Here is a 20317-nt window from a genome sequence, read left to right as displayed (position 1 = left end):
GGGGACCGCCACTTCCCGAACTGGGGGCGGGCCCCCAGGCCCGGTACGCCCTTCGGGCGTTGTCCTCAATCGCCGGACGGGCTTGATTTTCGCCGGTCGGCCTGAATTCTCAGGCCGACCGGCGGAAAATCCAAGCCTCGTGGGGCCCCCGGACGAAGTCTGGGGGGACCTTGAGGAGCGGGTCCGGGGCGGAGCCCCGGTGTCAGTCCAGGTAGCCGCGGAGCTGGTCCGCGAAGGCGTGGTCGCGCAGCTTGTTGAGGGTCTTGGACTCGATCTGGCGGATGCGTTCACGCGTCACGCCGAAGATCCGGCCTATCTCTTCGAGCGTCCGCGGCCTCCCGTCGACCAGCCCGTAGCGCAGCTGGACGACCTTGCGTTCGCGCTCGCCGAGGGTGGAGAGCACCGCCTCGAGGTGCTCACGCAGCAGCAGGAAGGCGGCCGACTCGACGGGCGACGCCGCGTCGCCGTCCTCGATGAGGTCCCCGAGGGCGACATCGTCCTCCTCCCCCACCGGCGCGTGCAGGGAGACCGGCTCCTGAGCCAGCCGCAGCACCTCGCTGACCCGCTCCGACGGCAGGTCCAGCTGGACGGCGACCTCCTCGGGGGTGGGTTCGTAGCCGCGCTCCTGGAGCATCCGGCGCTGGACCCGGACGACCCGGTTGATCAGCTCGACGACATGGACCGGGACGCGGATGGTGCGTGCCTGGTCCGCGAGGGCCCGGGACATGGCCTGGCGGATCCACCAGGTCGCGTACGTCGAGAACTTGTAGCCGCGGGCGTAGTCGAATTTCTCGACCGCCCTGATCAGGCCCAGGTTTCCCTCCTGGACGAGGTCGAGCATGGTCAGCCCGCGGCCTACGTAGCGCTTGGCGACGGAGACGACGAGCCGGAGATTTGCCTCGATCAGCCGGCGCTTCGCCATCCGGCCCATGACCACCAACTTGTCGAGGTCGACGGCGAGTTGGGAGTCGTCGATGTCGGGGGTCTTGCCGAGCCGCTCCTCGGCGAACAGACCGGCTTCGACGCGCCGCGCCAGTTCGACCTCCTCGACGGCCGTGAGCAGCGGAATTCTGCCGATCTCCCGCAGATACTGACGGAACAGGTCGGATGAGGGCCCGCCGCTGTCGATGCGGCCGACCCGTCGTTCCGGAGGCTCGGGCACTTCCACTGGATCCTCGACGAGGGTCTCCGGGACCGCTTCGGGAACGGTCGCGGTCTCGGGGTGATGTACGGCCCGGCTCTGCGCGGGAACCTGCGCGGAGACGGCCGCGACAGCATCGGTCTCGGTCAGGGTCTGGGTCTGCACGGGGGCGACCTCCAGGGTGATCGCTGCCGGTTCGGGGGCGTGCGGCAGCGGGACGGAGGCGGCCGGGCCGCTTTCCGTCCCGTACACGATGAACGGATCCGCGGGGGTGAGAGGCCCACTGTGGGTGGACCGGCCGCGCTCCGGGGACTCAGGCACCGCACCCCAGTGTGGGGTACGACACATCACCGCCACGAGGGGCGTGCGGCTACTTTTTGAGTCCAGTGCGTGACCGGGCGGTTACCCAAGCGGGGCTAGAGGGCGTCCGCGCCCTGGTTGCGCAGGGACTGGGCGTACTGCTGGAGTACGAACAACTCCTTCTGCAGCGCTGCGTACCGCTCCGGGTCGCTTTGCGGGCTGAGGCGGGTGAGGGTGCTGTTCAGCTCGATGCAGCGACGGTCGACGGCGCTCACGCGGACGTCGACCAGCAATGTGTCGGCGTAGCCCTCGTCGACCGTGCGCCGATGAATGGGCTCGACTGCGAGTTCGGTGACCAGTACGCGGACGCGGTCATCGGGGGCAGCGTCACGGACCCGGGTGAGGTACCCGGGGACGTCTTCTATGCCCCATTCGACACCGCCCGCATCCAGGATCGCCTGGCGAACGGCAGCATAGGGCGGGGCGGTGAACTCGTCGATGCCGTAGGCATCGAAGGTCGGGGAGACCAGTTCGGGCCGCTGGAGAGCGAGTTTCAGCAGCTCCCGTTCGGCTCGGTGAATCCGGTTACGGAGGTTGAGGGCCGGGCCGCTGGGGGCTTGCACCGGCTCGTACGACCGAGTAAGGCGGGAAGGCGTGGGCGCTGGCCCCTTGCCGCCGCGATCGCGCGCCCAGCGGGCCAGCTGCGCAACGCGCTTGACCACGAACTGCGTGTCCAGGATGCCGAGCATGCCCGCGAGCTGCACGGAGACCTCGTGCTGCGCGCCACTGTTCTTGATGCGGGCGACGATGGGCGCCGCCTCGTCGAGTGCGGCCGCGCGGCCCGCGGGCGTTTCGAGGTCGTAGCGGGCAACAATCTGGCGCAGCGCGAACTCGAAGAGGGGAGTGCGGGGTTCGACCAGCTCGGCGACCGCATCGTCGCCCTTGGCGAGGCGCAGCTCGCAGGGGTCCATTCCATCAGGAGCGATGGCGATGTACGTCTCTGCGGCGAACTTCTGATCGTCCTCGAAGGCACGCAGCGCGGCCTTCTGACCGGCCGCGTCGCCGTCGAAGGTGAAGATCACCCGGGCGCTGCCGTTGTCCATCAGCAGCCTGCGGAGGATCTTGATGTGATCGCCACCGAAGGCGGTGCCACAGGTGGCGATGGCAGTCGTGACCCCGGCCAGATGGCACGCCATCACATCCGTGTAGCCCTCGACGACCACGGCCCGGCTGACCTTGGCGATGTCCTTCTTCGCCAGGTCGATACCGTACAAGACCTGGGACTTCTTGTAGATGCCCGTCTCAGGGGTGTTGAGATACTTCGGCCCGTTGTCGCTCTCGTACAGCTTGCGTGCCCCGAAGCCGACGACATCGCCCGAGATGTCGCGGATCGGCCACATCAGCCGGCCGCGGAAGCGGTCGATGGGGCCGCGGCGGCCGTCCTGGGAGAGGCCGGAGAGGATCAGCTCCTTGTCGCTGAAGCCCTTTCCGCGCAGAAAGCGGGTGAGGTGGTCCCAGCCCTGCGGGCTGTAGCCGACGCTGAAGTGCTGGGCGGCGGCCTGGTCGAAGCCGCGCTCGGCGAGGAACTTGCGGCCCGTCTCGGCCTCGGAGCCGGTCTCCAGCTGCTCGATGTAGAACTGCGCGGCGACCTTGTGCGCCTCGACCAGGCGGATGCGCTCACCCCGCTGGTGGGTGGGGTTGTACCCGCCCTCCTCGTAGCGCAGGGTGATGCCCGCCGTCGCGGCGAGGCGCTCGACCGTCTCGGAGAAGGAGAGATGGTCGATCTTCATCACGAAGGCGATGGTGTCGCCGCCTTCCTGGCAGCCGAAGCAGTGGAAGAGACCCTTGCTCGGGCTGACCTGGAAGGAGGGGGACTTCTCGTCGTGGAAGGGGCAGAGCCCCTTGAGGTTTCCGCCGCCGGCGTTGCGCAGCTGGAGGTACTCGGAAACGACGGCGTCGATCGGGACCGCGTCCCGGACCGCCTTCACGTCGTCATCGTTGATCCTGCCTGCCACACGCGGAAGTCTACGGTGGCGATGTGACACTCCCGTCAGCTGTTGAGGGAAGTGAGCGGTACGGAAGGGTCGGCGAGGGCGTCCGGGTCCACCGGGTTCCCGGAGCGGATCAGCTGCTGGATCGGGTCGGTGACGTCCCACACATTCACGTTCATCCCGGCGAGCACCCGGCGGTCCTTCAGCCAGAAGGCGATGAACTCCCGTTTCCCGACGTCGCCGCGGAGCACCACCTGCTCGTACGAGCCGGGCGGCGCCCAGCCTGAGTACTCCAGGCCCAGGTCGTACTGGTCGGAGAAGAAGTACGGGATGCGGTCGTACGAGACATCCTGGCCGAGCATCGAGCGCGCGGCGGCCGGGCCGCCGTTGAGGGCGTTCGCCCAGTGCTCGACGCGCAGCCTGGACTCCAGCAGCGGGTGGTGCGCGGCCGCGACGTCGCCCGCCGCGTAGATGTCGGGGTCGGAGGTGCGCAGTGCGGCGTCGACGGCGATACCGCCGCCGTGTGCCCGGTCCGCGAGCGCGAGGCCGGCGGCTTCGGCGAGGGCGGCGCGCGGGGCCGCGCCGATCGCGGCGAGGACGTCGTGGGCCGGGTGCTCCTCGCCGTCGCCGGTACGGACGGAGAGGACCATGCCGTCCTGGCCGGTGATCTCGGTGAGGCGGGCGCCGAAGTGGAAGCGGACGCCGTGCTCGCGGTGCAGTTCGGTGAAGACCTGGCCCAGCTCGGGGCCGATGACCTGGTGCAATGGAGTGGGTTCCGGTTCGACGACCGTGACCTCGGCGCCGTAGCCGCGGGCGGCTGCCGCGACCTCCAGGCCGATCCAGCCCGCGCCCGCGATGACCAGATGGCCGTTGTCGCGGCCGAGCGCGGTGAGCACCTGGCGCAGTCGGTCGGCGTGGGCGAGGCGGCGCAGGTGGTGGACGCCGGCCAGCTCGGTGCCGGGGATGTCCAGGCGGCGCGGCTCGGCGCCGGTGGCCAGCAGCAGCTTGTCGTAGTGCAGGACGGTGCCGTCGCCCAGGCGGACGGACTTGGCGTCCCGGTCGACCGCGACGACGGTCTGGCCGAGGTGCAGTTCGACATCGGCCTGGGCGTACCAGGCGGGTTCATGGACGAAGACGCTGTCGCGCTCCTCCTTGCCCGACAGATAGCCCTTCGACAGGGGCGGCCGTTCATAAGGGTGGTCGCGTTCGTCACCAATGAGGATCACGCGGCCGGTGAACCCTTCGGCACGGAGGGTCTCGGCGGCCTTGGCTCCGGCAAGTCCACCACCGACGATGACGAATGTCCGATGTGCGTCGACCACTTGATGCCTCCTCTTTGCTTTCACGCTGCGCAGCCTTCAGCGAGCGTCCCGCACGCAGCGTTATGGCGGAAGAGGGAGTGACCCCTGGGCGTGTCATCTCGGACCCGCCGCGGGGGCTCTCCCAGCTGCTCAGCGGCGGGCCGTGAGCTGGGCGTGCAGCGTGCGGGCGGAGGCGTCCGTGAGCGAGGCGAGCTGGTCGACGATCACCCGCTTGCGCGCCCGGTCGTCGGGGGCGGCGTCGAACAGAGCACGGAATTGCGGGTCGAGGCTCTCGGGGGCGCGGGCGGTGAGCGCCTCGGCCAGTTCGGCGAGCACGATGCGCTGGTCGGCGCGGAGCGCCTCCTGTTCGGCGCGCTGCATCACATAGCGGTCGGCGACGGCCTTGAGGACCGCGCATTCGTTGCGGGCGGCGCGCGGGACGACCAGCTCGGCGGCGTACCGGGTGAGTCGTCCGGAGCCGTATCTCTGGCGGGTGGCGCCCTCGGCGGCGAGGCAGAAGCGGCCGATGAGCTGGCTGGTGGCGTCCTTCAGCCGGGCCTGCGCGACCGCCGAGCCGTCGTAGTGGTGCGGCCACCACTCCTGGTCGATGAGCCGGTCCAGGGCCTCGGCCAGCTCCTGCGGTTCGGTGTCCTCGGGTACGTACCGCCCGATCGCCACCCGCCAGATGTCGCTGCGCTCCGGTTCGGCGAGGAGAAGGTTGGGGTCGATATGGCCGGCGTGCAGTCCGTCCTCGAAGTCGTGCACGGAGTACGCCACGTCGTCGGACCAGTCCATGACCTGGGCCTCGAAGCACTTGCGGTACTCGGGGGCGCCCTCGCGGGCCCATTCGAAGACCGGCAGGTCGTCCTCGTAGACCCCGAATTTCACCGAGTCGGGGTCGGCGGGGTGTCCGCCGCGCGGCCAGGGGTATTTGGTGGCGGCGTCCAGGACCGCCCGGGTGAGGTTGAGGCCGACGCTGACGAGCTCGCCGGTCCCCGCCCCGGCACCGGCTGATGTCATTGTGCGGTGGACGAACCGCTTGGGCTCGATACGGGTCAGCAGCCGCAGCGACTGGGCGTTGCCCTCGAAGCCGCCGCAGTCCTTGGCGAAGTCGTTCAGTGCCTGCTCGCCGTTGTGTCCGAACGGCGGGTGGCCCATGTCGTGGGCGAGGCATGCGGCCTCGGTGAGATCGGGGTCGCAGCCGAGCGCCGCGCCCAGTTCCCGTCCGACCTGGGCGCATTCCAGGGAGTGGGTGAGCCGGGTGCGGGGGCTGGCGTCCCAGGCCTGATTACGGGTGCCGGGGGTGACCACCTGGGTCTTGCCGGCGAGCCGGCGCAGCGCGGAGGAGTGCAGCACGCGCGCGCGGTCGCGCTGGAAAGCGGTGCGGCCCGGGCGTTTGTCCGGCTCGGGGGCCCAGCGTGCGGTGGCCGCCTCGTCGTAAGCGTCGTCGGGGGCGTCGTCGAATGCGTCGGGGCCGGATGAGGTGGTGCCGGTGGTGCCTGCCATGCACCGAAGGTAACCGGAGCCGGTGGCAGTCGGGCGATGCGGTGGGCTACGCAGGGGCGAGTTCGCGCCGCTGCGTGGCGTGCGCGGTGCTCAGGGCCTCGTCGTAGCGCTGCAGCAGCAACCGGGCCAGGGCCGGGTGCGCGCCGAGCGGGGCGGCGGCGATCCAGGGCGCGGCGGCGGCGCTGCGGGTGGCGAACAGGCCCGGGAAAGCGAAATAGGAGGCGACGGCGATCCGGTGGCGGCCCCGGGCGGCGAGCGCGCGCAAGGCCGCGGGGACGGTGGGCTGGGCAGCCGACGCGTAGGCGGGAACGACCGGCACTCCGCCGAGCCGCTCGCTGAGCAGTTCCGCGGTGCGCCGGGTGTCGGACGCGGAATCGGGGTCGCGCGAGCCCGCGGCGGCCAGGACCACTCCGGCGCTGCGGCTGGTGCCGTCCTCGGGCCGCCAGCCCGCCTCCGCCAGCCGTGAGCAGAGCGCCTCCACGAGGAGGGGGTGGGGGCCGAGCGGGGCGGCGACGCGTATGTCGGCGCCGGGTACGGCCGCGGCTGCCTGCGGCAGATCGTGCTTGACGTGGTAGCCGCGGCTGAGCAGCAGCGGTACGAGGACGGCGCGGGGGCCGTCCGTAGGCCGCTCGCCCTGGAGGGCGGCGAGGGTGCCGGGCAGCAGCGGCTCGTTCAGCTCGATGTGGCCGAGGCGGACGTCGAGTCCGGGGCGCAGCTCGCGGACCCGGTCGAGGAGCTCGGTGACGGTGCGCAGGGCGCGTGGGTCGCGGCTGCCGTGTGCGACGGCGACGAGGGTGGGCCGTTCGGTCGGGGGCATGCGCCTGCGGGCTCCGTTCAGTGTGACGTGGCTGAGTTGGCTGCCGAGCTGGTCGGAGATGCGCAGGAGCAGCTGCGCTGTGCTGTCGAGGGGCGTGGCGTCGAGGGGCAGGGTCTCGTGAAGGTGCGCCGGCTCCGTCATGAACCGATCCTGACGTGCCGAGATTGCCGGGTCGTTGCGTGAGGGTGACGGGTGTTTTCCACGGGCTCACCGACACCCCGGCGGCGTTGTCAGGCCCGTCACCTACTGTGATCGACATTTCGAACCGGAACATCGGGGGGTCGGTCTCATCATGGACTGGATCGAGATGGAGCCAAAGTGGCCCCCTGCCGAACCGATCCGGCCCAATCAACGTCTGACCAGGCGTGAAGGTGAGACTACGACTTCCCAAAGCACCCCGGACCCGGCGCGCCCAGCGGCGGATCGCGCAGGCCGTCATGCTCGCCTGCGTCTTCGCACTCGCTCCCGCGACCTGGATGCACGCCGTCGCCGACAGCCGCATCCGCACCGTTGCGCAGGTCCCGGCGCAGGATGTCGCCGTCGTCTTCGGGGCCGGGCTCTGGAAGGGCCGCCCCACGCCCTATCTCGCGCACCGGCTGGACGCCGCTGCCGAGTTGTACCGGGCGGGCAAGGTCAAGGTTGTGCTCGTCACCGGCGACAACAGCCGCGTGGAGTACGACGAGCCGGACGCCATGCGCACGTATCTCACCGCCCGCGGCGTGCCGGACAAGCGAATCGTCAGCGACTACGCCGGGTTCGACACCTGGGACTCCTGCGTACGCGCCAAGAAGATCTTCGGGGTCCGGCGCGCGGTCCTGGTGACGCAGGGCTTCCACATCCGGCGGGCCGTCGCGCTCTGCCGGGCGGCGGGGGTCGAGTCGTACGGCGTCGGGGTCGCCGAACCCCACGACGCGACCTGGTACTACGGCGGGACGCGGGAGATGTTCGCGGCCGGCAAGGCGGCGGTGGATGCCGTGTTCACGCCGGATCCCCGGTTCCTGGGGGCCGAGGAGCCCGGGGTGAGGGAGGCGCTGGCCGCAGCCACCCGGTGACACGCGGCGACAGACTCGCGTCGGCATCCGCGGCGCGCGACAGTGAACCGTATGGAAAACGACGTAGCAACCCTGCTCAGCCGGCACGCCGAAGCGCTCGCGCTCTTCACCGAACGCGTGCACGCGGTACGGGCCGATCAGTGGGACGACCCGACGCCCTGCACCGAGTGGTCCGTACGCGATCTCGTCAACCATCTCACCGCGGAGCAGCTGTGGGTGCCGGACCTGGTGACCGACGGAGCCGGCATCGACGAGGTGGGCGACGCGTACGACGGCGATGTGCTCGGCGCCCACCCGCGGACCAGCTGGGACGCGGCCGCGCGCGCCGCGCGGAAGGCGTTCGGGGCGCCGGGGGCGCTGGAGCAGACCGTGCTGCTCTCGTACGGCGAGACCCCGGCGGTGGCGTACTGCGCGCAGATGATCACGGACGCCGTCGTGCACAGCTGGGACCTGTCCCGTGCGATCGGCGCGCCGGAGCGGCTGCCGGACGTGCTGGTGAGCTTCGCGCTCGACGAGGTCACTCCGTATGCCTCGGGCCTGTCGAAGTCCGGTCTTTTCGCCCCGCCGATCGAGCCGCCGCCGGGCGACAGCCACCAGGCCAGGCTGCTGGCGCTGCTCGGCCGCCGCGCGTGAGGAGCGCCGCGGGTATTTCACGGGCGCCACGGGTACCGAACGGGGCACCGCTGGTACCTCACGGGCGCCACGGGCGCGGGCGGAGATGGGCGTACCCGGACCGTAATGCGGCGCGCCCGCCCGCGTAACACGAGCGTCGCAACCTGGACGTATGTCCGAAACCACGACCGAGGCCGCTGCCCCGGTCACGCCGACCCACTGTCCCTACTGCGCCCTGCAGTGCGGGATGAGTCTGCGCGGCGGACCCGAAGCGGTCGAGGTGGTGGAGCGTCCGGACTTCCCGGTGAACCGGGGCGCGCTGTGCGGCAAGGGCCGTACCGCGCCCGCGCTGCTCTCCTCCCGGGTGCGTCTGACCGAGCCCCTGGTCCGTCGCCCCGCCACAGGCAGGCTCGAGCCGGCCACCTGGGAGGAGGCTCTCAGTACGGTCGCGGCGGGACTGCGGCGTACGAGAGCGGTGTACGGCCCCGACGCGGTCGGCGTCTTCGGGGGCGGGGGCCTGACCAATGAGAAGGCGTACGCGCTCGGGAAGTTCGCGCGGGTCGTGCTGGGCACCTCGCAGATCGACTACAACGGGCGCTTCTGCATGTCGTCGGCGGCGGCCGCGCACCAGCGGGCATTCGGGCTCGACCGCGGGCTGCCGTTCCCGCTGGAGGACATTCCGCGCTCCGGGTGCGTGATCCTCGTGGGCTCGAATCTCGCCGAGACGATGCCGCCGGCGCTGCGCTATCTGACCGAACTGCGGGAGAACGGCGGCAAGTTGATCGTCGTCGATCCGCGGCGGACACGGACAGCGGAACAGGCCGACCTGCATCTCGCGCCCCGGCCGGGGACGGATCTGGCGCTGGCGCTCGGGCTGCTGCACGTGGTGGTGGCCGAGGGGCGTACGGACGAAGAGTTCATCGCGTCGCGTACGAGCGGCTGGGGTGAGGCACGGGCCGCGGCAATGGCGCACTGGCCGGAGCTGGTGGAGCGGATCACCGGGGTGGGCGTGCCCCAACTGCGCGAAGCGGTGGGGATGTTCTGCGACGCGGAGTCGGGGATGGTGCTGACCGCGCGCGGTCCCGAGCAGCACTCCAAGGGCACGGACACGGTGAGCGCGTGGATCAACCTCTGCCTGGCGACGGGCCGCGCGGGCCGACCGCTGTCCGGCTACGGCTGCCTGACCGGCCAGGGCAACGGCCAGGGCGGCCGCGAGCACGGCCAGAAGGCGGACCAGTTGCCGGGCTACCGCAAGCTCGACGACCCGGCGGCGCGGGCGCATGTCGCCCGGGTGTGGGGGGTTGAGCCTCAGACGCTGCCGGGCCCGGGGCGCAGTGCGTACGAACTGCTGGACGCGCTGGGCGGGGACGTGAAGTCGCTGCTGCTGATGGGCTCGAACCCGGTGGTCTCCGCGCCCCGGGCCGGGCATGTGGAGGAGCGGCTGCGCTCGCTGGACTTCCTGGCGGTCGCGGACGTGGTGCTGTCGGAGACGGCGGCGCTCGCGGATGTGGTGCTGCCGGTCACGCAGTGGGCGGAGGAGACGGGCACGACGACCAATCTGGAGGGCCGCGTCCTGCTGCGCCGCCAGGCGGTGACGGCCCCACCGGGCATACGGAGCGACCTGGAAGTGCTGGGCGGACTGGCGGCTCTGCTGGGCCACGAGAAGGGCTTCCCGGCTGACCCGGAGGAGGTCTTCGAGGAACTGCGCAGGGCGTCGGCGGGCGGCCCGGCGGACTACTCGGGCATCACGTACCGAAGGATCATGGAGGAGGACGGGGTGTTCTGGCCGTGCCCCGAGGAGGTCTCGGGAGACCACCCCGGCACGCCCCGGCTCTTCCTCGAACGGTTCGCGACCCCAGACGGGCGCGCCCGCTTCGTCACCGTGGCGCATCGGGCCGCCGGCGAAGAGGCCGACGAGACGTATCCCGTACTGCTCACCACTGGGCGGGTCGTCTCGCAGTACCAGTCCGGGGCGCAGACCCGGCGGGTCGATGAGCTCAATGCAGCCTCCCCCGGGCCCTTCGTCGAGCTGCATCCGTTGCTCGCCGAGCGCCTCGGGGCCGTCGAGGGCGAGCCGCTCGCCGTCGTGTCACGGCGCGGGCGTGCCGTCGGGCCCGCCCGGATCAGTGCGGGGATACGGCCCGACACCGTCTTCATGCCGTTCCACTGGCCCGGCGAGGGCCGGGTCAACTCGGTGACGAACCCCGCGCTCGACCCGACCTCGCGGATGCCGGAGTTCAAGGTGTGCGCGGTCCGGGTGGAACGCGCGCACGAGACGTAGCCCCAGGTCAGCTGCTCAGCCGGCCGCACCAGTCGCCGCCCCGGATCCGCGTGCCCTTCGCCCGCAGCTCCCCGGCCGGTCCCGGCGCCGCGACGTACACCCATGCCCGTACCGCCGTGCCGTCCGGGCGCAGGACGTCGCGCACCACCCGCTCGTACAGATTGCGCGGGTGGCCCGGCGCGATGTACTCCTCCAGGTGGTCGAGTACGGCGAGCAGCTCGCCGTACCCCCCCGGGGCCGCCGTCACCAGCTCCCCCGCGACCGTGCCGCCACCGGCGTCGAGGACGGCGTACGGATAGCCGGGGCCCTCGTACAGCACCGCGCCCGCGAGCAGCCCGGGCTCTTCCGTCGCCGTTCGGCCGTGCAGGAACAGATCGTGGTTGCACTCGCCCGGGCGCAGCGTGCCGTAGACGAAGAACGGGAGCTCTTGCGCAGACATCGTCACGGCACCATGGTCTCCGCCTCGATCCACGCCAGATACGCGGGGCTGCCACCCACCACCGGCGTCGCGATGATCTCCGGTGTCTCGTAATCGTGCGCGGCGACCAGATGCGCCTCCAGCGCCGCATAGCAGGCCTGCGTCGTCTTGAAGAGGACCTGCCACTCCTCCGCGGTCTCCATCGCGTTCCTCCAGCGGTAGACGGAGGTGACCGGCGCGGAGATCTGCGCGCACGCGGCGAGCCTCGCCTCCACCGCGCCGCGCGCCAGCTCCTCCGCCTTCGCGGCGCTGTCAGTCGTGGTCAGTACGGTCAGTGCCTGGGCCACTGACGTGCTCCTTCGGGTCGCAGGGGTCGGGTCGCGGGTCGGGTCGCGGGGTCGGGTCGCGGGGTCGGGCCGCGGGTCGGGTCGCGGGGTCGGGCCGCAGTCGGTCAGGCAGCCACCGTACGCACTCGCTCGCCCAGCAGTCCGGCCAGCATGGTCCACGGCCCTCAACCGGCATACGGGTGGCTGTACTTGGCGTTCCGCAGGGCGTGCGCCCACCAGGCGAGCTGGTCGAGCATCGTCTTGGCGGCGGCGTCGCAGGCGGCCGGGTCCTTGTGCCGCCCCTCGCCGTCGAAGTGGGCGCCGGCGTGGTGGAAGGAGACCGTGTCGCGGACGGTGACGGCGTGCATTTCGGCGAAGACCTGGCGCAGCTGCTCGACGGCGCGCAGGCCGCCGGAGATTCCGCCGTACGAGACGAAGCCGACGGGTTTGGCCTGCCACTGGGTGTAGTGCCAGTCGATGAGGTTCTTGAGGGCGGCGGGGAAGGAGTGGTTGTACTCGGGGGTGAGGACGACGAAGGCGTCGGCGTCGGCGAGCTTCGGAGAGACCTTGGCCAGTTCGGCGCGGACGGCGGGGCCGGGGCTGTGGGAGAGGGCGGTGGGCAGGTCGGCGTCGGCAAGGTCGATCAGTTCGACGGTGAAGTCCTCGCGCCCGGCGGCGTGGGAGAGGAACCAGTCGGCGATGACGGGGCCGAAGCGGCCTTCGCGGTTGCTGGAGAGGACGACGGCGAGCTTCAGCGGCGCGGTGCTCTCCGGCGCGCTTTGAGGCGCGGTCTCGGACGCGATCTCGGACGCGATCTCGGACGCGGTTTCAGGCGTTGTGAGGTCCATGAGGATGAGACTCATACCTCAAGCATGATTGAGGTCAAGTCCGTGCGCCCGGTGAGCGGGTACGGCCGGCCGGGGGCCCCTTCACCCGTTCAGCATGCCCGCGGCCGACCACACCATCTGATTCCCCGTCACCAGCGATGACCTGCGACGACGCCTCGTGTCCAGCGCGACACGCCGAGTCTGCCCATCGAATCTGATTGCCCATCAGCAGGCGTGGGCGGCGAGCTGCGCCTTACCTCAAAGTGAGGACGATCACTCGCACCACCGCGCTTCATCGGAGGACCGACATGCGCACCACCGCCCGCCTGCTGACAGCCACCGCGCTGGCAGCCGCCACGATAGGGCTCGGCGCCCACGGGGCGTACGCCGGGGACTTCGCGGTACTGGAGGCGTTCCCGTCGACCGCCTCGCCGGGCGCCACCATCACCGTGAACACCACCGCCTGCGGTCCCGGCGGCCACGGCGTCGGAGACGCGCGGTCGCTGGGCGCGGGCGGATTCCGTTTGTCTGCGGGTAAGCACAAGGAGGTCGTAGTCGGCCGGTTCACAGTCCCGCACGAGGCCGAGCCGGGGACCTATGCCATCGAGGTGAGCTGCAAGAACGGCAAGCGGGCCACTGGTGACCTGGCGGTGCGGCACCACAACCGGCCGAGCGGCCATGTGCACTCCGGCGTCGGCGGCAGCGTCGGCCCTGACACCACCCAGATCGCGGCGGGCGTGGCCGTACTGGCCGCGGCCGCCGTAGGCGGGACCCTGCTCCTGCGCCGTCGGGCGAGCGGCGCGCAGGGCAGCTGACGGGCCGGTTCCCACCGGCCCTCGTACCCGCCGTATCCCCGCTCCCGTCAGGTCCCAGGACCTGACGGGAGCGGGCGAGATTTATCCGGAGGACCGATGAGCGCCAAGGGCAGCGGCTGGGGCATAGCCGTCGCCGTCTGCGCCGGCCTGTGGCTGGTCCAGAACGGCTCCGAGGACGTGACCCCGCCGGTCCCGTCCGCCGCGGAGGCCTTCGCGGCCGGTCCCCACCACCACACCGACGCGGCCGCCGACCCACTGCCGCCGTCCCCGCCGGTACGCCTGCGCATACCCGAGATCAGGGTCGACGCACCGGTCACGCGCCTGGGCCTGGACAGCAAAGGCAGCCTGGAGGTGCCACCGGCCGCCGACCGCAACCTCGCGGGCTGGTACCGGGACGGCACATCCCCCGGCGCCAAGGGTACGGCGATAGTCGCCGGCCACGTCGACAACGCGAAGGGCCCGTCGGTCTTCTACAACCTGGGCGCGCTGAAGAAGGGCCACCGGATCGAGGTGACCCGGCAGGACGGCCGTACGGCGGTGTTCACGATCGACGCGGTCGAGGTGTACGGGACGGGCGCGTTCCCGGACGAGAAGGTGTACGGATCGAGGGGCCGGGCGGAGCTGCGGGTGATCACCTGCGGGGGCGGCTTCACAAAGAAGACCGGCTACCAGGGGAATGTGGTGGCGTTCGCGCACCTGATCGGGGTCAGGCCACCATCGGCATGATCGTCCGCAGTACAGCGCCGATCCGCCCGCTACGCCGTCCACTGGTCGAAGGCGAGCTTCGCGACGAGCGAGAAGACCACGACGAGCAGCACTCCGCGGACGAACTCGCTGCCCTTCCTGAGCGCCATCCTGGCGCCGAACATGCCGCCCGCCAGGTTGAACACCGCCATCAGCGCAGCCAGTTGCCACATCACCGTGCCCTGGTAGGCGAACATCGCCAGGGCCCCGCCGTTGGTGCAGACATTCACGATCTTGGCGGTGGCGGACGCGGTCACCAGGTCGAGATGGAGTACGGCGGTGAGCGCGAGCACCAGGAAGGTGCCGGTGCCGGGCCCGAACAGACCGTCGTAGAAGCCGATTCCGCCGCCGACGAGCACGATCGCGGCAATCATGCGGGCGCGGCCGGCGGTGCGCCGGTCGGCGTCCGATGCGGTGCCGAAGGTGGGGCGCAGCATCACAAAGGCCGCCACGCCAAGCAGCACCACCATGATCACGGGCCGGAGTACGTCGCTGCTGATCCCGGCCGCGAAGAACGCGCCGCCCATCGAGCCCGCGAGGGCCGCGAGCCCGATCCGTACCGCCGTCTTCACCTGCACCGAGGCCTTGCGCACATAGGTGATCGCGGCGCCCGACGTGCCGACGATGGCGACGGCCTTGTTGGTGCCGAGGATCTGCGCGGCCTGGACGTTCGGCAGGCCGAGCAGCATGGCCGGCAGGAGCAGCAGCCCGCCGCCGCCCACCACCGCGTCGATCCAGCCCGCCGCGGCGGCGGCGATGCATAGGAAGAGGAGCGTCGTCAGCGATATGTCGGGCATGATCGCGACCCTACGGACGAGATGCGTGTGTCGTCCATCAATCCCGGGAGAGTTGAGCGACGTCTGAGGTTCCGGAGGCGGGCGGCGGGGCCGCAGGCCCGAGGATCAGGCCCGAGGATCAGGCCCGAGGATCAGGATCAGGCCCGCGGCAGGTCCGCGGTCCTGGTTCCGATGACGACGGTGGCGTACAGCTCCTCGGAAACAGCCACCTGCGGCACCAGCCCGCCGCGGGCGAAGGCCTCGACGGCCCCCGGCGCCTGCCGCTCGCTCGTCTCGACGAGCAGGCACCCACCGGGCGCCAGCCACAGCGCCGCCTCACCGGCCACCCGCCGAAGCACGTCAAGCCCGTCCGCACCCCCGTCGAGCGCCACCCGCGGCTCGAATTCGCGCGCCTCCGGGGGCAGCAGCTCGACCTCCTCGGTCGGTACGTACGGCACATTCGCGGCCAGCACATCGACCCGCCCCCGCAGCGCGGCGGGCAGCGGCTCGAAGAGGTCGCCCTCATACACCTGCCCCCCGACGGCCCCGACATTGCGCCGGGCGCACCGCACCGCGGCCGGGTCGACATCGGCGGCGTACAGCTGAGCCCCCTCCAACGCCGCCGTCAGCGCGACGCCCACCGCACCGGAACCGCAGCACAGATCGACGACGAGAGCCCGCGACCCGGCGAGCCCGGCAGCCTGCGCCACGAGGAACTCGGTGCGCCGGCGAGGCACGAAGACCTCGGGCTCGACGATCACCCGCAGACCGCAGAACTCGGCCCACCCGAGGACGTGCTCAAGGGGCAGCCCGGCGACCCGCCGGTCCACCATGGCGGCAAGTTCGGACTGCGTACCTGCCGTGGAGATGAGCAGTCGCGCCTCGTCCTCGGCGAATACACAGCCGGCGGCGCGCAGCCTGGTGACGATGGCGGAGAGAGGAAGAAGTGACGGTGAAGCCGACATGGATGCCTTTCGGGAAGCCTGAGGGCGCTCCCGCGGGGCGGTCACCTATGTCGGATTGACCGCGCGGTCGTGAGATGAGAGCACCCAGCCTGCTACTGCGGTAATGGGTCTCACCTCCTACGACGGTCCACTGCTGGAGACGGCAACAGTACCGGAGCCGGGCGAGCAGCGGGGCGCGCGCATCCCCGTCCCCTCACACACCCGCCCCCGGCACGCTGAGGGCAGCGTTCCTCACGGGAAACAGACGGGAACCTGCCAGGTAACACCGAAGCCGCAGGCTGCGGGAATGGCTTCAGAGACAGTGGTGATCGGCGGCGGGACGGCGGGCGCACAATTGGCGCGCCGACTCGGCTACGCGGGCGTCTCCGTCACCGTTCTCGGTGAGGAGCCGCACGCCCCGTACAACAGGGTGCTGCTCGCGGAGGTCCTCGCCGGGCGGTACGGCCCCGAGGTCATCGCCCTGCCCGAGGTTCCGGTACGGCGCGGCGTCCGGGCCACCGAGATCGACCGCGACCAGCGTCTTGTGCACTGTGCGGACGGCACCTCCGTGGCGTACGACCGGCTGGTGCTGGCGACCGGTTCCAACCCGGTGCTGCCGCCCCTGCGCGGGATCGCCGACGGGCTCCCGGAAGGGGTGCACCCCTTCCGTACGCTGGACGACTGCCTCGCCCTTTCCGAGGCGGTACGCCCCGGCATCAGCGCGGTCGTCGTCGGCGGCGGGCTGCTCGGCGTCTCCGCGGCCCGCGCGCTGGCCGAACGCGGCGCCCGGGTGGTGCTGACCCAGCAGGGCGAGCACCTTATGGAGCGCCAACTGGACGTTTCCGCATCGAAGTTGCTGCGCGCCCACCTCGAAGCGATGGGCGTGGAGATCCACACGGAGTGCCGGGTAAGGGGCCTTCGCGGTACGTCCGTCGAGCTCGCCGACGGGTACGTCCTCGACTCCGAGCTGGTCGTGCTCGCCTGCGGGGTACGTCCCCGGGCCGGGCTGGCACGCGACGCCGGTCTGGAGGTCCGCCACGGCATCGTCGTCGACGACGAGCTGCGCACATCCGACCCGTACATCCACGCCATCGGCGACTGTGCCGAACACGCGGGCGTCGTCCACGGCCTGGCGGGCCCCGCGCTGGAACAGGCGGACGTCCTGGCCTCCGTGCTCACCGGCACCGCCGCCCGCTACACCGGCACCCGCGCGCTGACCCGGCTCACCCTGTCGGGCCCCGGCCCGCTCGATCTCGCCGCCTTCGGCGATCCGACCCCCCACCCCGGCGACGACGTCGTTCAGCTCACTGACGCCACCCGCGGCGCGTACCGCAAGGTCGTCGTCCGCGGGGACCGGCTCGTCGGCGGGGTACTGCTCGGCGACCTCCGCACCGTCGGCGAGCTGGCCCGCACCTGGGAGGGCGACGAGCCGCTCCCCTCCACCCCACTGTTCCACCTGCTTGGAGGCGCTTGAGATGTCCACCCCCACGACTCCCACCACGAGTCCCACCATCGTGGTCGTCGGCCACGGGATGGTCGGCCAGCGGTTCCTCGAAGCCCTCGCGGAGCGCGGTGTGGCCGGGCGGGCGCGGATCGTCGTGCTGTGCGAAGAACCCCGCGCCGCCTACGACCGGGTCCAGCTGACCTCGTACTTCTCCGGCCGTACGCCCGACGAGCTCTCCCTCGTCGAAGGCGACTTCATCGAGCGCCACGGCATCGAGCTGCATCTCGACGACCCGGCGGAGACCATCGACAGGCAGGCGCGCACGGTCACCTCACGCGCCGGACGGACCTTCACGTACGACACGCTCGTGCTGGCCACCGGCTCGTACCCCTTCGTACCGCCGGTGCCCGGCAAGGACAGCGACGGCTGCTTCGTCTACCGCACCATCGAGGACCTCCTCGCCATCGAGGAGTACGCCAAGAACTGCACGACCGGCACCGTGGTCGGCGGCGGGCTGCTGGGCCTCGAGGCGGCCGGGGCCCTCAAGGGGCTGGGACTGGCCACGCACATCGTCGAGTTCAATCCGCGGCTGATGTCGATACAGGTGGACGAGGGCGGCGGCGCCGCGCTGCGCCGCACCGTCGAGAACATGGGCCTGATCGTGCACACGGGCGTCGGCGGTAAGGAGATCACGGCGGGCGAGGACGGCGCCGTGACCGCGATGGCGCTGTCGGACGGCTCGTCCATCGACACCGACCTGGTCATCTTCTCGGCCGGTGTGCGGCCCAGGGACCAGATCGCCCGTGATTGCGGCCTGGAGATCGGCGAACGCGGCGGCATCGTGGTCGATGAGCAGTGCCGTACGTCCGATCCCGCCGTCTTCGCGATCGGCGAGTGCGCGCTGGCGTCGGACGGCCGGGTGTACGGCCTGGTCGCGCCCGGCTACGAGATGGCCGAGACCGCGGCCGCCGCGCTGGAGGGAGAGGTCAAGGCCTTCACCGGCGCGGACTTGTCCACCAAGCTCAAGCTCCTCGGCGTGGACGTGGCCTCCTTCGGCGACGCGCACGGCGCGGCGGAGGGCTGCCTGGACGTCGTCTACTCCGACTCCCGGTCCGGGGTCTACAAGAAGCTGGTCATCGGCCGCGAGGGCGAGCTGCTCGGCGGCGTACTGGTCGGCGACGCCGACTCCTACGGCATGCTGCGCCCGCTCACCGGCTCCGTCCCGCCGCTCTCGCCCGAGCAGCTCGTGCTGCCCGCCGGGATCGGCGCGCCGGCCGCGCTCGGCCCCTCCGCGCTGCCCGACGAGGCGGTGATCTGCTCCTGCCACAACGTCACCAAGGGCACGATCCGCGGCGCGGTCACCGAGCACTCCTGCACCACCGTGCCCGAGGTGAAGAAGTGCACCAAGGCCGGTACGGGCTGCGGCAGTTGCGTCAAGGTGCTCGGACAGCTGGTCAATGCCGAGCTGGAGGCCTCGGGCGTCGAGGTCGACAAGGGCCTGTGCGGCTGCTTCGGCCAGAGTCGCCAGGAGCTGTACGAGATCGTGCGGGCGCTGCGCATCACCTCGTACCAGGAACTCCTCGACCGGCACGGACGTGACGGCGCCCGCGGCGGCAACGGCTGCGAGGTCTGCAAGCCGACCGTCGGCTCGATCATCGCCTCCCTCGCGCCCACGATCGGCGCCTCGGGCTATGTCCTGGAGGGCGAGCAGGCCGCGCTCCAGGACACCAACGACCACTTCCTCGCCAATATGCAGAAGAACGGCTCGTACTCGATCGTGCCGCGTATTCCGGGTGGTGAGATCACCCCGGAGAAGCTGATCGTGATCGGCGAGGTGGCCCGTGACTTCGGTCTCTACACAAAGATCACGGGCGGCCAGCGCATCGACATGTTCGGCGCACGCGTCGATCAACTGCCGATGATCTGGGCGCGGTTGGTGGACGCGGGCTTCGAGTCCGGGCATGCGTACGGCAAGGCGCTGCGCACCGTGAAGTCCTGTGTGGGCCAGACCTGGTGCCGCTACGGCGTGCAGGACTCGGTCCGGATGGCCATCGATCTGGAGCTCCGCTACCGAGGTCTGCGCTCCCCGCACAAGCTGAAGTCCGCGGTCTCGGGCTGCCAGCGCGAGTGCGCGGAGGCGCAGTCCAAGGACTTCGGGGTCATCGCCACGGCCAACGGCTGGAACCTCTACGTCGGCGGCAACGGCGGCGCGACCCCGCGCCACGCGGATCTGCTCGCCCAGGATCTCTCCGACGCGGAGCTGATCCGGCTCATCGACCGGTTCCTGATGTTCTACATCCGCACCGCCGACCGTCTTGAGCGCACCTCGACGTGGCTGGAGCGGATCGAGGGCGGCCTCGATCACATTCGGGACGTGGTCGTCCACGACTCGCTCGGCATCTGCTCCGAGCTGGAGTCGCTCATGGCCGACCATGTCGCGGGCTACCGCGACGAGTGGTCCGAGACGATCAACGACCCGGAGCGGCTGCGCCGCTTCGTCTCGTTCGTCAACGCGCCCGACGTCCCGGACCCGACGGTGAAGTTCGTGCCCGAGCGCGACCAGGTCAAGCCCGATCTGCCGCTGCTGTCCATCCGTCCGCTGGAAGCCCTGGAAGGTACCGCCGCCCGATGACAATCGCTCCCGAAAAAACGGAAACTCAGGTCCAGCTCCGCCTGGGCGAGGAGTGGATCGCGCTGTGTGCGCTGTCCCTGCTCACCCCCGGACGCGGTGTCGCGGCACTGCTGCCCGACGGCCGCCAGGCTGCGGTCTTCCTGGACCGCGAGGGCGCTGCGTACGCCATCGACAACCGCGACCCCTTCTCCGGCGCCCAGGTTCTCTCCCGCGGCCTGGTCGGCTCGTCGTCCGGCCAACCGTTCGTCGCGTCGCCGCTGCTCAAGCAGCGCTTCGACCTGGCGAGCGGGCGCTGTCTGGACGACGAGTCGGTGTCGGTGACGGCGTACGAGGTACGGCTGAGCACCGACCTGGTCGTCGGCAGTGGCTCCACCGCCTGATCGTTCGTAG

18 protein-coding genes are annotated in these 20317 nt (G+C 71.0%); 8 read left to right on the top strand and 10 right to left on the bottom strand.

Features of this window, described 5'->3' with window-relative positions:
* Positions 1 to 202: 202 nt before the first annotated feature.
* The 5 genes from ACH492_RS21550 to ACH492_RS21530 form a co-directional block, all read right to left on the bottom strand.
* Positions 203 to 1462, bottom strand: a complete 1260-nt coding sequence (locus ACH492_RS21550) for an RNA polymerase sigma factor (protein WP_398988848.1) — start codon at positions 1460 to 1462, stop codon at positions 203 to 205.
* A 95-nt stretch (positions 1463 to 1557) separates the two neighbouring features.
* Entirely contained in the window at positions 1558 to 3456 is a 1899-nt protein-coding gene (dnaG, locus tag ACH492_RS21545; RefSeq protein ID WP_398988846.1) for a DNA primase, read from the bottom strand.
* Between the two features lie 35 nt (positions 3457 to 3491).
* Positions 3492 to 4754: an NAD(P)/FAD-dependent oxidoreductase gene (locus ACH492_RS21540; RefSeq protein ID WP_398988845.1), complete on the bottom strand. Its 1263-nt coding sequence runs from the start codon at positions 4752 to 4754 to the stop codon at positions 3492 to 3494.
* A 129-nt stretch (positions 4755 to 4883) separates the two neighbouring features.
* The gene (locus tag ACH492_RS21535) at positions 4884 to 6239 is read right to left on the bottom strand and encodes a deoxyguanosinetriphosphate triphosphohydrolase (RefSeq protein ID WP_398988843.1); all 1356 of its coding nucleotides are present in this window, start codon (positions 6237 to 6239) and stop codon (positions 4884 to 4886) included.
* A 46-nt stretch (positions 6240 to 6285) separates the two neighbouring features.
* On the bottom strand, positions 6286 to 7197 hold the full coding sequence (locus ACH492_RS21530; protein WP_398988841.1) for a sirohydrochlorin chelatase: 912 nt from the start codon (positions 7195 to 7197) through the stop codon (positions 6286 to 6288).
* A gap of 296 nt (positions 7198 to 7493) precedes the next feature.
* On the opposite strand from ACH492_RS21530, the gene ACH492_RS21525 reads away from it, so the two are divergent.
* From ACH492_RS21525 to ACH492_RS21515, 3 genes are all read left to right on the top strand, one after another.
* The gene (locus tag ACH492_RS21525; RefSeq protein WP_398989215.1) at positions 7494 to 8108 is read left to right on the top strand and encodes a vancomycin high temperature exclusion protein; all 615 of its coding nucleotides are present in this window, start codon (positions 7494 to 7496) and stop codon (positions 8106 to 8108) included.
* Positions 8109 to 8159: 51 nt separating this feature from the next.
* Positions 8160 to 8741: a TIGR03086 family metal-binding protein gene (locus ACH492_RS21520; RefSeq protein ID WP_398988839.1), complete on the top strand. Its 582-nt coding sequence runs from the start codon at positions 8160 to 8162 to the stop codon at positions 8739 to 8741.
* A 151-nt stretch (positions 8742 to 8892) separates the two neighbouring features.
* On the top strand, positions 8893 to 11001 hold the full coding sequence (locus tag ACH492_RS21515) for a molybdopterin oxidoreductase family protein (protein WP_398988837.1): 2109 nt from the start codon (positions 8893 to 8895) through the stop codon (positions 10999 to 11001).
* 7 nt (positions 11002 to 11008) lie between these two features.
* Here ACH492_RS21515 and ACH492_RS21510 read toward each other — a convergent pair whose 3' ends face one another.
* The 3 genes from ACH492_RS21510 to ACH492_RS21500 form a co-directional block, all read right to left on the bottom strand.
* Positions 11009 to 11440, bottom strand: a complete 432-nt coding sequence (locus tag ACH492_RS21510; protein ID WP_398988835.1) for a gamma-glutamylcyclotransferase family protein — start codon at positions 11438 to 11440, stop codon at positions 11009 to 11011.
* Positions 11441 to 11442: 2 nt separating this feature from the next.
* On the bottom strand, positions 11443 to 11766 hold the full coding sequence (cutA, locus tag ACH492_RS21505; RefSeq protein WP_398988833.1) for a divalent-cation tolerance protein CutA: 324 nt from the start codon (positions 11764 to 11766) through the stop codon (positions 11443 to 11445).
* A 164-nt stretch (positions 11767 to 11930) separates the two neighbouring features.
* The gene (locus ACH492_RS21500; protein ID WP_398989213.1) at positions 11931 to 12593 is read right to left on the bottom strand and encodes an NADPH-dependent FMN reductase; all 663 of its coding nucleotides are present in this window, start codon (positions 12591 to 12593) and stop codon (positions 11931 to 11933) included.
* Between the two features lie 287 nt (positions 12594 to 12880).
* Here ACH492_RS21500 and ACH492_RS21495 point away from each other — a divergent pair, with 287 nt between their 5' ends.
* Together ACH492_RS21495 and ACH492_RS21490 are read left to right on the top strand one after the other, a co-directional pair.
* On the top strand, positions 12881 to 13387 hold the full coding sequence (locus tag ACH492_RS21495) for a hypothetical protein (RefSeq protein WP_398988831.1): 507 nt from the start codon (positions 12881 to 12883) through the stop codon (positions 13385 to 13387).
* Positions 13388 to 13483: 96 nt separating this feature from the next.
* On the top strand, positions 13484 to 14113 hold the full coding sequence (locus tag ACH492_RS21490; protein WP_398988829.1) for a class F sortase: 630 nt from the start codon (positions 13484 to 13486) through the stop codon (positions 14111 to 14113).
* A gap of 29 nt (positions 14114 to 14142) precedes the next feature.
* Here the strand turns inward: ACH492_RS21490 and ACH492_RS21485 are convergent, their stop codons facing one another.
* On the bottom strand, positions 14143 to 14928 hold the full coding sequence (locus tag ACH492_RS21485) for a sulfite exporter TauE/SafE family protein (RefSeq protein ID WP_398988827.1): 786 nt from the start codon (positions 14926 to 14928) through the stop codon (positions 14143 to 14145).
* Between the two features lie 137 nt (positions 14929 to 15065).
* A complete protein-coding gene (locus ACH492_RS21480; protein WP_398988825.1) occupies positions 15066 to 15872 on the bottom strand; it encodes a putative protein N(5)-glutamine methyltransferase in 807 nt (268 codons plus the stop codon).
* Between the two features lie 286 nt (positions 15873 to 16158).
* Here ACH492_RS21480 and ACH492_RS21475 point away from each other — a divergent pair, with 286 nt between their 5' ends.
* From ACH492_RS21475 to nirD, 3 genes are read left to right on the top strand one after another with little or no spacing between them, the layout of a single operon-like run.
* A complete protein-coding gene (locus tag ACH492_RS21475) occupies positions 16159 to 17325 on the top strand; it encodes an NAD(P)/FAD-dependent oxidoreductase (RefSeq protein ID WP_398988823.1) in 1167 nt (388 codons plus the stop codon).
* A 1-nt stretch (position 17326) separates the two neighbouring features.
* A complete protein-coding gene (gene nirB, locus ACH492_RS21470) occupies positions 17327 to 19927 on the top strand; it encodes a nitrite reductase large subunit NirB (protein ID WP_398988821.1) in 2601 nt (866 codons plus the stop codon).
* A complete protein-coding gene (nirD, locus tag ACH492_RS21465) occupies positions 19924 to 20307 on the top strand; it encodes a nitrite reductase small subunit NirD (RefSeq protein WP_398988819.1) in 384 nt (127 codons plus the stop codon). The genes nirB and nirD overlap by 4 nt, the downstream gene beginning before the upstream one ends.
* Positions 20308 to 20317 lie beyond the last annotated feature (10 nt).

It is taken from the genome of Streptomyces sp. NPDC019443, assembly GCF_044389785.1.
In the GTDB taxonomy this organism is placed as follows: domain Bacteria; phylum Actinomycetota; class Actinomycetes; order Streptomycetales; family Streptomycetaceae; genus Streptomyces.
Note: the sequence above shows the minus strand (reverse complement) of the source record. Positions and strands in the feature narration are given on the sequence as shown.

Coding starts and splice junctions, on each gene's coding strand:
- ACH492_RS21535 (WP_398988843.1), bottom strand. CDS start 6,239: ATGGCAGGCACCACCGGCACCACCTCATCCGGCCCCGACGCATTCGAC.
- ACH492_RS21530 (WP_398988841.1), bottom strand. CDS start 7,197: ATGACGGAGCCGGCGCACCTTCACGAGACCCTGCCCCTCGACGCCACG.
- ACH492_RS21525 (WP_398989215.1), top strand. CDS start 7,494: ATGCTCGCCTGCGTCTTCGCACTCGCTCCCGCGACCTGGATGCACGCC.
- ACH492_RS21520 (WP_398988839.1), top strand. CDS start 8,160: ATGGAAAACGACGTAGCAACCCTGCTCAGCCGGCACGCCGAAGCGCTC.
- ACH492_RS21515 (WP_398988837.1), top strand. CDS start 8,893: ATGTCCGAAACCACGACCGAGGCCGCTGCCCCGGTCACGCCGACCCAC.
- ACH492_RS21510 (WP_398988835.1), bottom strand. CDS start 11,440: ATGTCTGCGCAAGAGCTCCCGTTCTTCGTCTACGGCACGCTGCGCCCG.
- ACH492_RS21500 (WP_398989213.1), bottom strand. CDS start 12,593: ATGGACCTCACAACGCCTGAAACCGCGTCCGAGATCGCGTCCGAGATC.
- ACH492_RS21495 (WP_398988831.1), top strand. CDS start 12,881: ATGCGCACCACCGCCCGCCTGCTGACAGCCACCGCGCTGGCAGCCGCC.
- ACH492_RS21490 (WP_398988829.1), top strand. CDS start 13,484: ATGAGCGCCAAGGGCAGCGGCTGGGGCATAGCCGTCGCCGTCTGCGCC.
- ACH492_RS21485 (WP_398988827.1), bottom strand. CDS start 14,928: ATGCCCGACATATCGCTGACGACGCTCCTCTTCCTATGCATCGCCGCC.
- ACH492_RS21480 (WP_398988825.1), bottom strand. CDS start 15,872: ATGTCGGCTTCACCGTCACTTCTTCCTCTCTCCGCCATCGTCACCAGG.
- ACH492_RS21475 (WP_398988823.1), top strand. CDS start 16,159: ATGGCTTCAGAGACAGTGGTGATCGGCGGCGGGACGGCGGGCGCACAA.
- nirB (WP_398988821.1), top strand. CDS start 17,327: ATGTCCACCCCCACGACTCCCACCACGAGTCCCACCATCGTGGTCGTC.
- nirD (WP_398988819.1), top strand. CDS start 19,924: ATGACAATCGCTCCCGAAAAAACGGAAACTCAGGTCCAGCTCCGCCTG.